The organism is Pseudomonas sp. B23(2017), from assembly GCF_002113725.1.
Classification (GTDB): Bacteria; Pseudomonadota; Gammaproteobacteria; order Pseudomonadales; family Pseudomonadaceae; genus Aquipseudomonas; species Aquipseudomonas putida_Z.
On record NZ_NEJM01000002.1, the window covers coordinates 424,867 to 438,415 of the forward strand.

9 protein-coding genes and 1 pseudogene are annotated in these 13,549 nt (G+C 63.9%); 1 reads left to right on the top strand and 9 read right to left on the bottom strand.

From position 1 onward, the window contains the following. Positions 1-93: 93 nt before the first annotated feature. Positions 94-999 carry a LysR family transcriptional regulator gene (locus CAG46_RS05250; RefSeq protein WP_025339945.1) on the bottom strand — a complete coding sequence of 302 codons (906 nt, stop codon included), beginning with the start codon at positions 997-999 and terminating at the stop codon, positions 94-96. Between the two features lie 74 nt (positions 1,000-1,073). After that, complete coding sequence (locus CAG46_RS05255) at positions 1,074-4,004, bottom strand: aminotransferase (RefSeq protein WP_085614427.1); 2,931 nt, start codon at positions 4,002-4,004, stop codon at positions 1,074-1,076. 138 nt (positions 4,005-4,142) lie between these two features. On the opposite strand from CAG46_RS05255, the pseudogene CAG46_RS29040 reads away from it, so the two are divergent. Next, positions 4,143-4,317 (top strand): annotated as a pseudogene (locus CAG46_RS29040) (ATP-binding protein); the annotation flags it as partial. 192 nt (positions 4,318-4,509) lie between these two features. Here CAG46_RS29040 and CAG46_RS05260 read toward each other — a convergent pair. The 7 genes from CAG46_RS05260 to CAG46_RS05290 form a co-directional block, all read right to left on the bottom strand. Beyond that, positions 4,510-4,773, bottom strand: a complete 264-nt coding sequence (locus CAG46_RS05260) for a DUF3077 domain-containing protein (protein WP_015271070.1) — start codon at positions 4,771-4,773, stop codon at positions 4,510-4,512. A gap of 156 nt (positions 4,774-4,929) precedes the next feature. Continuing rightward, entirely contained in the window at positions 4,930-5,172 is a 243-nt protein-coding gene (locus CAG46_RS05265; RefSeq protein WP_023661222.1) for a hypothetical protein, read from the bottom strand. A 736-nt stretch (positions 5,173-5,908) separates the two neighbouring features. After that, the gene (locus CAG46_RS05270) at positions 5,909-7,522 is read right to left on the bottom strand and encodes an ABC transporter ATP-binding protein (RefSeq protein WP_085614425.1); all 1,614 of its coding nucleotides are present in this window, start codon (positions 7,520-7,522) and stop codon (positions 5,909-5,911) included. A 1-nt stretch (position 7,523) separates the two neighbouring features. After that, on the bottom strand, positions 7,524-8,543 hold the full coding sequence (locus tag CAG46_RS05275) for an ABC transporter permease (protein ID WP_085614424.1): 1,020 nt from the start codon (positions 8,541-8,543) through the stop codon (positions 7,524-7,526). Position 8,544: 1 nt separating this feature from the next. Then, on the bottom strand, positions 8,545-9,618 hold the full coding sequence (locus tag CAG46_RS05280; RefSeq protein WP_009686399.1) for a microcin C ABC transporter permease YejB: 1,074 nt from the start codon (positions 9,616-9,618) through the stop codon (positions 8,545-8,547). A gap of 1 nt (position 9,619) precedes the next feature. Continuing rightward, complete coding sequence (locus CAG46_RS05285) at positions 9,620-11,455, bottom strand: extracellular solute-binding protein (protein WP_085614423.1); 1,836 nt, start codon at positions 11,453-11,455, stop codon at positions 9,620-9,622. Continuing rightward, complete coding sequence (locus CAG46_RS05290) at positions 11,452-13,281, bottom strand: extracellular solute-binding protein (RefSeq protein ID WP_218191805.1); 1,830 nt, start codon at positions 13,279-13,281, stop codon at positions 11,452-11,454. The genes CAG46_RS05285 and CAG46_RS05290 overlap by 4 nt, the downstream gene beginning before the upstream one ends. Between the last annotated feature and the right edge of the window lie 268 nt (positions 13,282-13,549).

Genomic DNA, 13,549 nt, shown 5'->3' on the forward strand with positions numbered 1-13,549 from the left:
CAGAAACCTAACGGGGAATCAATGCCGCAGGTAGTTATTGGCTTCCTAACCAGTTGTAGGATTTTTCGCTTTCGGACGAGGCTGTCGTATCGTTCAGGACCTCGGGGATTCTGTTTCAAAGCATTGGCGCATCACGTCAAGGTAACGCCGTGCGCCCAGGCCCAACGGGCGCGACTTGACCCAGATGATGTCCACCCACAAGCGCAACCGGCTGGCCATGTTGTCGAAGCGCACCTCCGCCAGCGCGCCCGAAGCAATCAATGGCTCGACCAACGGCTGCGGCAGGTAAGCCCAACCGAGCCCCGATTGCACCAGGTCCAGCGTGGCCAGGTAGCTGTCGGTCAGCCAGATGCGCCGCGACAGCACCATGCGCGGGTCCGACCCGGTGGCCTTGCCCGAAGCCACGATGATTTGCCGCTGTTCGGCGAAAGCCTCTTCCGGCAACGGCATGCCGTTGTTCTGCCCGGCTGGATGGCGGGGGGAGGCGACGGCCACCAGCAACTGGCTGCCGGCCTCCAGGAATGACTCGCGCTCGTCGATGCCAGGCCGTTCGAAGACCAGTGCCAGTTGCACGCTGCCGTCATGCAGCAGGCGGATGGCTTCTGCCTGGGTGGCCGAGCGCACTTCGATTTCCAGGCTGGGAAATTCCTGGGCGAGGGTTTCCAGCGGCTGGCTCCAGCGGCCGGTCTGCAGCTCGGGGGCCATGGCGATGGTCAGGCGCTTTTCCAGGCCCTTGTGCAGTTGCAGGGCCTGGGCGTCGAGCAGGTTGAGCTGGCAGATCACCTGCCTGGCCTGGGGTTCCAGGGCCAGGGCGGCGCTGGTGGGCAAGGCTTTGCGCGTGGCCCGGTCAAACAGCACCAGGTCCAGCTCCGCCTCCAGTTGGGCGATGGCCATGCTCACGGCCGAAGGCACACGCCCCAGCTTGCGCGCGGCGGCAGAGAACGAGCCTGCCTCCAGCACCGCGAGGAAGATTGCCAGGGAGTCGCTGGTAAAGGCCATTGTCAGTAAACCTGATGACGAGGAAGCGTTGTGGCCGAAAAGTATGAACACTCCTCGGCCAGCTTCGCAATGCTTTACAGGTCTTCGGAGAGCACCCGATCAATGCTGTCGACAAAATAGTCCACGCTCGCCCGGGTGGTGCACATCGGCGGCTTGATCTTGAGGATGTTCAGGTAATCACCGGTCGGCTGCATGAAGATGCCCAGGTCACGCAGGCGGTTGCACAGGGCCATGGTTTCCTCGGTTGCCGGTTCCAGCGTTGCGCGATCGCGCACCAGTTCCAGCCCCAGGTAGAAGCCCGAACCATGCGCCGCACCGGCCAGCGGATGCTTGTCCACCAGTGCCTGCAGGCGCGCTTTGAAATAGCGCCCGGTGTCGCGGGCGTTGTCCCACAGGCCTTCTTCCTGCATCACATCCAGCACCGCCATGCCGATGCGGCAACTGACCGGGCTGCCGCCGGCCGAGGAGAAGAAGTAGCCCTCGGCCTCCAGCGCTTCGGCGATCTCGCGGCGGGTGATGACCACGCCCAGTGGCTGGCCGTTGCCCATGCCCTTGGCCATGGTGATGATGTCGGGCACCACGCCCTGTTCCTCGAAGCCCCAGAAGTACTCGCCCAGGCGGCCATAGCCGACCTGCACTTCGTCGGCGATGCACACACCGCCCCGGGCGCGGACCTTGGCATAGGCCTCGCGCAGGTAACCGGCCGGCAACGAAATACCACCGGCATTGCCGTACACCGGCTCGCAGATGATGCCCGCCAACTGGCGGCCACGGGCGTCGAGGTCGGCCAGCTTGGCGTCGACGTCGTGCAGGTAGTCGGTGGCGCTGTCGGCGCCACGGAAGCGGCCGCGGAAGGTGTTCGGCGCCTCGACCGGGTGCACCCAGTCCGGGCGGGTTTCCAGGGCCTGCGGGTTGTCGGCGATGGAAGTGGAAATGGCATCGGTGGCCACCGACCAGCCGTGGTAGGCCTCCAGCACGCTGAGCAGGTCGCGCCCGCCGCTGTAGGCCCAGGCCAGGCGAATCGCCAGGTCGTTGGCTTCGGTGCCGCTGTTGACCATGAACACCCGGTCGAAGCCTTCGGGTGCCAACTCCAGCAGGCGTTCGGAGAACTCGGTGATGGCCGCGTAGTGGAAGCGCGAGTTGGTGTTCAGCAGCGACCACTGCCGTGCCGACTCGGCGACCATGCGCGGGTGGCCGTGGCCCAGCACCGCGACGTTGTTGAGCATGTCCAGGTACGAGCGGCCCTGCATGTCGATCAGGTAGTTGCGCCAGCCGCGTTCGATGTGAGGCGGTTGCGCGTAGTAGTGCTTCTGCGAGCGGGCAAAGCTGGCATCGCGGCGGGCCAGCAGGGCCTGTGGGTCGGGCAGCGGCTCGGCATTGCAGTCGAAGCCCAGCAACGCAGCTGGCGACGGGCACAGGGCCAGCCAGGCGGCCGCCTGGGATGGGGTGGCGAAGAACGGCGGCTGAATGCCGCTATCCAGGCACAGCTGCACGCTGAGGAAGCCACAACTGCTGCCCAGCGACTGGCCTTTTTCCACGGCCTGGCCATCTGCAGGCGCGTCTTCCAGGCCTTGCAGCCACAACGCCCAGTGCGCGCTGCGCAGGCAGCCACGGCCGTCGCCATGGCGCTTCCAGGTGCCGGCATCTGGCGCTTGCACCAGGGTGCCGTTGGGTACATGCAGCTCGACGCCCAGGGCACAGGTGGCAGGCTCTTCGGGGCGGTCGATATGGGTTTGCGACAGGCGATACTGCCCGTGCAGGCTGCAGGCCGGGGCCGGTTGCGTGGTCAGCAGGTGCTGGTCGAAGCCCGGTTGCTCCCAGTTGCCCGCCTCGCAATGCTCGCTGAGCACGCCCAGGTCGACGCGCGTCACTGCCTGCCCATCCAGTTCCGGCAGCAGGGGGACGCAGCCGCTCAGGTCCGGCGTGGCAGGCTGCAAGCCCGCAGCCTGCAGGATGGCCGCTTCCATCAATGCGAAAGGTACGGCGGTGGCCGTGTCGAAGATTTCCCATTCATGGGCGATGTTGTCGCGGGTGTACTGGTTGCCGGGGTCGACGGCGAGCTGCTGCTCGCTGCTCAGCACCAGCACGGCGGCGCGGTTGAGCACCAGTGGCCACAGGGCCCGCAGTTCGGCTTCGCTCAGAGGGTTGAGCGCCTGGTAGGCACGCACGGCCGGCAGGATGCGCAGCGGGTCGCCCTCGGCGTGATGCAGCAGCGCCGCGCAGGTCACCGACAGGTCGGCGATCCGCCAGGTGCGCAACAGGTCACCGAAATCGATCACCCCTTGCAGCTGCCACTGGCGCTCGCCATCGCGGGCCCAGACGGCGTTGTCGTCGGTGATGTCCAGGTGCACGGCCTGGCTTGGCAGCTGGTCGACCAGCGGCGCCAGGTGCTCGGCGGCCAGCTGGGTGGCCTGCTCGATGCGGGCGCGTTGCGCGGCGTTGCCCAGCACCGGCAGCAGGTGCTGGATCAGTGCCTGGGCATGTTGCGGGTCCCATTGCAGGGTGCGCGCCAGGCCCGGGTGGTCGAAAGTGGCCAAGGCCTTGTCCAGCCGCGCGCAGAGCCCGCCGAGCTCGGCCATCAGGCGTGGTTCCATGTGCTTGAGGCGGGTCAGTGGCTGGCCGTCGATGTAGTCGAGCAGGCGCATGCGCAGCGGTTGCCCGTCTATTTCCAGCGCCAGCAGCATCTGGCCATCGCTGGTCGGGCGCACGGCGGGCACCGGCAAGCCCTGTTCGCACAGGTAGGCCAGGGCCGCGTGCTGGGCCTCGAGTTCCAGCTGGGCGTAGCTGCCGTGGCAGGCCTTGAGCACGAAACGGCCTTGTGGTGCGTCTACACGGAAGTTCAGGTCCTGTTGGCTGCCCAGTGCCGAGAGGTTGCCGGTAATGCCGTAGTGCGTTTGCAGCACGGCATGTGCCTGGGCTTCGCCGAGTGCAGGGCTGGGCAGGCCGGAGCGCTGGATCAGCGTGGTCAGGGCAGGGGAGGCGGGCTGGTGTTGTGGGCTGGACATGGGGCTCTACCGTTGCTGCTTGGGTTGACGGTGGAGAATTTATGCCCGATCTGGCTGATGATGGAAGACGATTGTTGTCAGAAAATTTGATGATGGCTTTCGAGCCGACCTGCCTCTAACGCCTTTACTTTAAATAAGGCCGAGTATTCAAAGTCTGTGGGGCGTGAAGTGCGTGTCGGAGATACAGCCGGTTGCCAACGAACTGCTGGCCGCTAACTTGATCATGCGTCGGGGGCATGGGCTGTATGGGGTGACCGACCCCTTTGTACAGGAGATCTGGCGCGAGCGGCAGGAGTTGTTGGGCCGGCTCTGAGCTGCATCAGCCTAGGCCAGCTGGCGCCGGTCTCCCTGGGTATGCAATCTCCCGTAGGACGGCCTTGTGTCGTGAAACGGCCGCAGGGCGGCCCCGGATTTCTGCATGAAAGCATAAATCGCCGGGGCTGCTTTGCAGCCCTTTGGCGACACGAGACCGTTCCCATATGTGCGTTATGGCCTGTGATGCCAATCAGCGCATCATGCCCAGCTCGGCATCATCCATCAGCGCCTTGGCCATCGCACTCAGGTAGTGGGCAGCCCAGATCATCATCGGTTTTTCATCCATCAGGCCGGTGATGGTCAGTTCGCGTACATAGCCCATCAGCTCTGAGGATTGCTCGCGGGCATCGCGACAGGGAATGCCGGGCTCTATGCGGAACAGTGGGTGGGTGCCGTGTTCGCCTTGGTAGAACGTGGTTTTACCGACAGTGAATTGGGTGTCTTCTTTGGTCATTTTTGAATTCCCTCAAAATTCTCGACTGCCCGGACGGGCCCTTTCGCGGGTGAACCCGCTCCCACAGGTACTGCATCTACCTCAAGGCCTGTGGAGATCCTGTGGGAGCGGGTTTACCCGCGAAGAGGCCAGCCCAGACAACGCAACACTAAAGCCTCAGTGCAAAGTCCGAGGCTCAGCGGGCATCTGCACCTGAACCAGTGCCGACTCAAGCAAAGTCCGAAGCGCCTCCAGTTCATGCATCGAGGTCATCATCAGGATCGAAGCCGGCGATTTGGGCTGCAGTAGCAAGGCCTGATGCACCACGGTGGCCGCGCATAGCGCGTAGTCGGTGGCCTGGATCAGGGTGTCTTCGAGGGAATGGGGGGTGTGGGTTGGATCGGGGACAATCTTCAGCATCGTGATTAACCATTGGCTGTGCGGCCACCTGTCTGCTGTCAAACAGTCGGGTGGCAGCTGTACGTGGGTTGACAGACCGGCGGTAAATCACGCAAAAGTTCCGGCGCACGCAAGCGTGCCCACACGCACAGCCACCATGAAGCGGAGACTGCCTGCGTGAATTAACCGTCACAGCCTGTCAAAGCTGTATCGCTGATCTTCAGCGACCAACCGAGACTAGAGCCCAGCCAGAGCAGCCGCAACGGAAAACACGCGGCAGGAGTATGTTTGGGAAATGGCCTACAGGGAAGGGGTTAAATCCGACATGTCAGGTGTTCTGCGCCCGATTGCGTCAGGGCGGGAGGTGACCGGTTTGATTTCTGTGGTGGCGCGAAAATCGAGCGCCGACCGCGCGGCGCTTCGCGGGACAAGTCGGATCGCCGCACCGCCGCTCCCACATTTGTTGCAACGTGCCGAACCTGTCAGGCCATGGTGGCCAACTTTGGTGGGCTGGCTGGATTTCTGAGTTGGCACTGCTGCCGCCCCATTTACCTCAGGCCTTGCACCAAGGCTGACAACGCCTCTTTCACAGGCATGGCCACGTTGCAACAAATGTGGGAGCGGCGGTGCGGCGATCCGACTTGTCCCGCGAAGCGCCGCGTGGGCGGCGCTCGGTCTCACAGGCGCAGAAAGTGTCAAGACGAACACCCGCGAAGCGCCGCGCGGGCGGCGCTCGATCTTGAGGACTCTACAAAACTTAAGGCGAACCCGCCTCAACTTCCAAGAACGCCGCCTCCAGCAACTGCCGGGTATACGGATGCTGCGGCGCATGGAAGATCGCCTGCGCATCCCCTTGTTCCACCACATGCCCATGCTTGATCACCATCAACTGGTGGCTCAACGCCTTGACTACCGCCAGGTCATGGCTGATGAACAGGTAGGTCAGGTTGTATTTCTGCTGCAGATTGCGCAGCAACTCCACCACCTGCCGCTGTACCGTGCGGTCCAGCGCCGAGGTAGGTTCATCCAGCAGGATCAGCGCCGGCTTCAATACCAACGCCCGGGCAATGGCAATGCGCTGGCGCTGCCCACCGGAAAACTCATGCGGATAGCGATGCCGCGTGCGTGGGTCCAGCCCGACTTCCTCCAGGGCCGCAATAATCGCCGCTTCCTGTTCCTGCGCCGTGCCGATGCGGTGAATGCGCAACCCTTCGCCGACAATGTCCTCCACGCACATGCGCGGGCTCAGGCTGCCGAACGGGTCCTGGAACACCACCTGCATTTCCCGGCGCAACGGGCGCACGGCCTTCTGGTTCAGCCCTTCCAGATCCTGCCCATGAAAGCGAATGCCGCCCTGGCTGGAGATCAGCCGCAAGATCGCCAAACCCAAAGTCGACTTGCCCGACCCGGACTCGCCGACAATCCCCAGCGTCTGCCCTTGCGGCAAGCTGAAGTTGATCCCGTCCACCGCCTTCACATGGTCGACCGTGCGCCGCAGCAGGCCCTTCTTGATCGGGAACCACACCTTGAGGTCATCCACCTCCAGCAACGGCGCGCCCACCGGGTTGTGCGCCGGTAGCCCGCTGGGCTCGGCATTGATCAGCATCTGCGTGTAGTGGTGCTGCGGTGCGCTGAACAGCCTGGCGCATTCGGCCTGCTCGACAATCTGCCCGTGCTGCATCACGCACACACGGTGGGCGATGCGCCGCACCAGGTTCAGGTCATGGCTGATCAGCAGCAGGGCCATGCCCAGACGCGCCTGCAGTTCCTTGAGCAGTTCGAGAATCTTCAACTGCACGGTCACGTCCAGCGCCGTGGTCGGCTCGTCCGCAATCAGCAGTTCCGGCTCGTTGGCCAGGGCCATGGCGATCATCACCCGCTGGCGCTGCCCGCCCGACAGCTCATGGGGCAGGGCCTTCAGGCGCTTGCGTGGCTCGGGAATGCCGACCATCTCCAGCAGTTCCAGGGTGCGCGCGGTTGCTTCCTTGCCGGTCAGGCCCTTGTGCAGCAGGAGGATTTCGTTGATCTGCTTCTCGATGCAGTGCAACGGGTTCAGCGAGGTCATCGGCTCCTGGAAGATCATTGCAATGCGGTTGCCGCGAATGCGCTGCATGGTCTTCTCGTTCTGCTGCAGCAGGTCTTTGCCCTCGTAGCGGATGCTGCCGCTGGGGTGGCGGGCCAGGGGGTAGGGCAGCAGGCGCAGGAGCGAGTGCGCGGTAACCGATTTGCCCGAGCCACTCTCGCCCACCAGTGCCAGCGTCTCACCCTTGCGGATGTCGAAGCTGATGCCGTTCACAACGCGGTGGGCCTGGTCCCCGGTGACGAACTCCACCGCCAGGTCGCGCACTTCGATCAGGTTCTGTTCACTCATGTCACTTCCTCGGGTCGAAGGCATCGCGGGCGGATTCGCCGATGAACACCAGCAGGCTCAGCATCAGCGCCAGCACGGCGAAGGCGCTGATGCCCAGCCATGGGGCCTGCAGGTTGGACTTGCCCTGGGCCACCAGTTCGCCCAGCGACGGTGCGCCCGGCGGCAGGCCGAAGCCGAGGAAGTCCAGGGCGGTGAGGGTGCCGATGGCGCCGGTGAGAATGAACGGCATGAAGGTCATGGTCGAGATCATGGCGTTCGGCAGGATATGCCGGTACATGATCGCGCCGTTGCGCATCCCCAACGCGCGGGCTGCGCGCACGTATTCCAGGTTGCGCCCGCGCAGGAACTCGGCGCGTACCACATCCACCAGGCTCATCCACGAGAACAGCAGCATGATGCCCAGCAGCCACCAGAAGTTGGGCTGCACGAAGCTGGCAAGGATGATCAGCAGGTACAGCACCGGCAGGCCCGACCAGACTTCCAGGAAACGTTGCCCGGCCAGGTCGACCCAGCCGCCATAGAAGCCCTGCAAGGCACCGGCGATCACGCCGACGATTGAGCTGAGCACGGTCAGGGTCAGGGCGAACAGCACGGAAATGCGGAAGCCGTAGATCACCCGTGCCAGCACATCGCGGCCCTGGTCGTCGGTACCCAGCAAGTTGTCCGCCGACGGTGGGGCCGGGGCGGGTACGCGCAGGTCGTAGTTGATGCTCTGGTAGCTGAACGGGATCGGTGCCCACAGCACGAAGCTGTCTTTCTTCTCCAGCAGTTCGCGGATGTACGGGCTCTTGTAGTTGGCTTCCAGCGGGAATTCGCCGCCAAAGGTGGTTTCCGGGTAGCGCTTGAACGCCGGGAAATACCATTCGCCGTCGTAGCGCACGGCAATCGGCTTGTCGTTGGCGATCAGCTCGGCGCCCAGGCTCAGGCCGAACAGGATCAGGAACAGCCACAGCGACCACCAGCCACGGCGGTTGGCCTTGAAGCGCTCGAAGCGCCGGCGGTTGAGGGGGGACAAGGCCATGTCAGTGCTCCCGGCTGGCGAAGTCGATGCGTGGATCGACCAGGGTGTAGGTCAGGTCGCCGATCAGTTTCACCACCAGCCCCAGCAGGGTGAAGATGAACAGGGTGCCGAAGACCACCGGGTAGTCGCGGTTGATGGCTGCCTCGAAACTCATCAGGCCGAGGCCGTCGAGGCTGAAGATCACCTCGATCAGCAAGGAACCGGTGAAGAAGATGCCGATGAACGCCGAAGGGAAACCGGCAATCACCAGCAGCATGGCGTTGCGGAACACATGGCCGTACAGCACCCGTGGCCGGCTCAGGCCCTTGGCCTTGGCGGTGACCACGTATTGCTTGTTGATCTCGTCGAGGAAGCTGTTCTTGGTCAGCAAGGTCATGGTGGCGAAGTTGCCGATGACCAGCGCGGTGATCGGCAGCACCAGGTGCCAGAAGTAGTCCAGCACCTTGCCGGTGGTGCTCAGCTCGTCGAAGTTGTTGGAGGTGAGGCCGCGCAGCGGGAACCAGTCGAAGTAGCTGCCGCCGGCGAACAGCACGATCAGCAGGATGGCGAACAGGAACGCCGGGATGGCGTAGCCGACGATGATCGCCGAACTGGTCCACACGTCGAAATGGCTGCCGTGGCGCACGGCCTTGGCAATGCCCAGCGGGATCGACACCAGGTACATGATCAGCGTGCTCCACAGCCCCAGCGAAATCGACACAGGCATCTTCTCGATGATCAGGTCGATGACCTTGGCATCGCGGAAGAAGCTGTCGCCGAAGTCCAGCCGGGCGTAGTTCTTGATCATGATCCACAGGCGCTCGGGCGGCGACTTGTCGAAGCCGTACATGCGTTCGATTTCGGCGATCAGTGCCGGGTCCAGGCCCTGGGCGCCCCGGTAGTTGGAGCCGGCCACGGACACTTCGGCGCCACCACCGGCAATGCGGCTGGTGGCGCCTTCGAAACCTTCGAGCTTGGCGATCATCTGCTCGACCGGGCCGCCGGGGGCGGCCTGGACGATGATGAAGTTGATGATCAGGATGCCGAACAGGGTCGGGATGATCAGCAGCAGGCGGCGCAGGATGTAGGCCAGCATGTTATTCGGCCTCGTCCGCAGTGGTTTCGCTGACGGCCGGGGTTACGCCGGGCTTGATCCACCAGGTGTCGATGCCGATGTCGTACTTGGGCGAGACGTCCGGGTGGCCGATGTGGTTCCAGTAGGCCACGCGCCAGGTCTTGATGTGCCAGTTGGGGATCACGTAGTAGCCCCACAGCAGCACGCGGTCGAGGGCCCGGCAGTGGTCGATCAGGCTCTGTCGCGAATCGGCATTGATCAGCTGTTCCACCAGCTGGTCGATGGCCGGGTCGCGCAGGCCGATGAAGTTGCGGCTGCCGGGGTTGTCGGCGGCGGCACTGGACCAGAACTCGCGCTGCTCGTTGCCCGGCGAGTTGGACTGCGGGTAGCCACCGACGATCATGTCGTAGTCGCGCGAACGCAGGCGGGTGATGTACTGGGACACGTCGACCCGGCGGATGTTCAGGTCGATGCCAAGGTCGGCGAGGTTGCGCTTGAACGGCAGCAGGATGCGTTCGAACTCGGTCTGTGCCAGCAGGAACTCGATGCTCACCGGCTTGCCCTGGGCGTCGACCATCTTGTCGTCGACGATTTTCCAGCCGGCTTCCTGCAGCAGCTTGTAGGCCTGGCGCTGTTGTTCGCGGATCATGCCGCTGCCGTCACTGACCGGGTTGCGGAAGGCTTCGCTGAATACCTGCTCGGGGACCTTGCCACGCAGCGGTTCGAGGATTTTCAGCTCGTTGGGGCCGGGCAGGCCGCGGGCGGCCATTTCCGAGTTTTCGAAGTAGCTGCCGGTGCGGGTGTAGGCGCCGTTGAACAGCTGCTTGTTGGTCCACTCGTAGTCCAGCAGCAGGCTCAGCGCCTGGCGCACGCGCACGTCCTGGAACACCGGGCGGCGGATGTTGAAGATGAAGCCCTGCATGCCGGTGGGGTTGCCGTTGGGCAACTCTTCCTTGATCAGGCGACCATCGCGTACGGCGGGTACGTTGTAGGCGGTGGCCCAGTTCTTCGCGCTGACTTCCAGCGCATAGTCGAACGCACCAGCCTTGAGTGCTTCCAGGGCGACGGTGGTGTCGCGGTAGGAGTCGAAGGTCATGACGTCGAAGTTGTAGAAGCCACGGTTGATCGGCAGGTCCTTGGCCCAGTAGTCCTTGACCCGCTCGTAGCGCACCGAGCGCCCGGCCTTGACCTCGGCGACCTTGTACGGGCCGCTGCCCAGCGGGATTTCCAGGTTGCCGCGGTTGAAATCGCGGCTTTCGTACCAGTGCTTGGGCAGTACCGGCAGTTGGCCGAGAATCAGCGGCAGCTCGCGGTTGTTCTTGTGCTTGAAGGTGAACAGCACCGTCAGCGGGTCTTCGGCGACCACTTCGGCGACGTCGGCGTAGTACTGGCGGTACAGCGGCGCGCCGTCCTTGATCAGGGCATTGAAGGTGAACACCACGTCGTCGGCGCGCATCGGGTGGCCGTCGTGGAAGCGTGCCTCGGGGCGCAGGTAGAAGCGCACCCAGCTGTTGTCCGGGGCCTTTTCGATCTTGCCGGCCACCAGGCCGTACTCGGTGAACGGCTCGTCCTGGCTCTGGCGCATCAGGGTGTCGTAGATGCTGCTGATGTTCTCGGCCGGCACGCCCTTGTTGATGAACGGGTTGAGGCTGTCGAAACCGCCGAAGCTGGACTGGCGGAAGGTGCCACCCTTGGGTGCGTCAGGGTTGACGTAGGCGAAGTGCTTGAAGTCGGCGGGGTACTTGGGTGGCTCGTCGTACAGGGTGAGCGCATGTTGCGGTGCGGCCAGGGCGGGAAGGCTCAGGCAGGCAAGCAACAGGCTGCCGGCCAGCCGGCGCAGTCGGTGCGTTGGCGTCATTGGGCTTTCTCCGAAGTCTTGATCCACCAGCTGTTCAGCCCAAGGGTGTAGGGCGGCGTGGTGACGAAGGCGAACCGGTTGCGGTAGGCCAGGCGATGATTGTCGAGGTACCAGTTGGGGATCATGTAGTACTGCCATGAGAGCACGCGGTCCAGGGCGCGGGCGGCGGCGACCTGGTCATCGCGGGTACGGGCGGCGAGCAGGGTGTCGAGCAGATGGTCGACCACCGGGTCTTTGACCCCAGCATAGTTCTTGCTGCCCTTGGTCGTGGCCTGGCTGGAGTGGAAGTACAGCCACTGTTCGAGGCCCGGGCTCAGGGTCTGGTTCAGGGTCATCAGAATCATGTCGAAATCGAACTGGTCCAGGCGTTGTTTGTACTGGGCGCGGTCCACGGTACGCAAGCGCGCATCGATGCCGATGCTGGCCAGGTTTTCGACATACGGTTGCAGGATGCGTTCAAGGTTGGGGTTTACCAGCAGCAGCTCCATGCGCAGCTGCTGGCCCTTGCTGTCGACCAGGCGCTGGCCGTTCAGCTTCCAGCCGGCTTCGGCGAGCAGGCCGAGGGCCTGGCGCAAGGTCTGGCGGTTGATGCCACGGCCATCGGTCTGGCTGACCTTGTAGGGTTCGCTGAACAAGCTGGCCGGCAACTGGTCACGGAACGGCGCCAGCAGCAGCCACTCCTTGCCGGTGGGCAGGCCGGTGGCGGCGAATTCGCTGTTGGGGTAGTAGCTGGTCGAGCGGCGGTAGGCGCCGCTGAACAGGGCGCGGTTGGTCCACTCGAAGTCGAGCATCAGCCCCAGCGCCTGGCGTACCCGTGGGTCGCTGAAGGTGGCCCGGCGGCTGTTCATGAACAGGCCCTGGGTTTGCGTGGGGATGCGGTGCGGGATCTGCGCCTTGATCACCTCGCCCCGGCGCACGGCCGGGAAGTTGTAGCCGTTGGCCCAGTTCTTCGCCTGGTGCTCGATATAGATGTCGAACTCGCCGGCCTTGAACGCTTCGAAGGCGACCGTGGCGTCGCGGTAGAACTCGTATTCCACGCGGTTGAAGTTGTATTTGCCACGGTTTACCGCCAGGTCCTTGCCCCAGTAGTTCTTCACCCGTTCGAACACCAGCCGGCGCCCAGGCTGGACCTGGGTGATGCGGTAGGGGCCGCTGCCCAGCGGGGGCTCGAAGGTGGTGGCCTTGAAGTCGCGCTTTTGCCAGTAGTGCTTGGGCAGCACCGGCATTTCGCCCAGGCGCAGGATCAGCAGCGGGTTGCCGGCGCGCTTGAACACGAAGCGGATGCGCAGCGGGCCGAGGATGTCCACCCGCTGCACTTCCTGCAGGTTGGTGCGGTAGATCGGGTGGCCATCCTTGAGCAGCGTGCGGTAGGAGAAAGCCACGTCTGCCGAGGTGATCGGCTTGCCGTCATGCCAGTGGGCTTCCGGGCGCAGGTTGAACACCACCCAGCTGCGGTCCTCGCTGTACTCCACCGAGCGGGCGATCAGGCCGTAGCTGGAGGTCGGCTCGTCGCCGGACGGGTCGTACTGGCCGGTGCCGACCATCAGCGGCTCGTTCAGCTCGCTGATGCCGTATTGCTGGAAATTGGGCGTGGTAATCGGGCTCGACCCCTTGAAGGTGTAGGGGTTGAGGGTGTCGAAGGTACCGAAAGCCATGGCCCGCAAGGTGCCGCCCTTGGGCGCTTGCGGGTTGACCCAGTCGAAATGGGTGAATGTGGCTGGGTACTTGAGCGTGCCGAACTGCGCGTATCCGTGGCTTTCGCTCACCATCGCGGCTGCGGGAAAGCTCAAGGCCAGGCTGAGTGACAGCAGGAGGGGACGTATCAAGTCGGCATCCGATCCAGAGGCGTTGGGCTTTGATCGGGGTACAGTAACAGCTTGGTGGGGTTGGAAAAAGAGAGGTTTTGAAGGTGGGGTTGGCGGGCGTGCCTGCTTCTGTCCAATGGGAATGACGCGGTAGCTGTAGGAGCGGCCTTGTGTCGCGATCGGGCTGCGCAGCAGCCCCAGCGATATCGGCATCACCTTCAATAATCTGGGACTGCTGCGCAGCCCGATCGCGACACAAGGCCGCTCCTACAGCCACCGCGTCAATGCG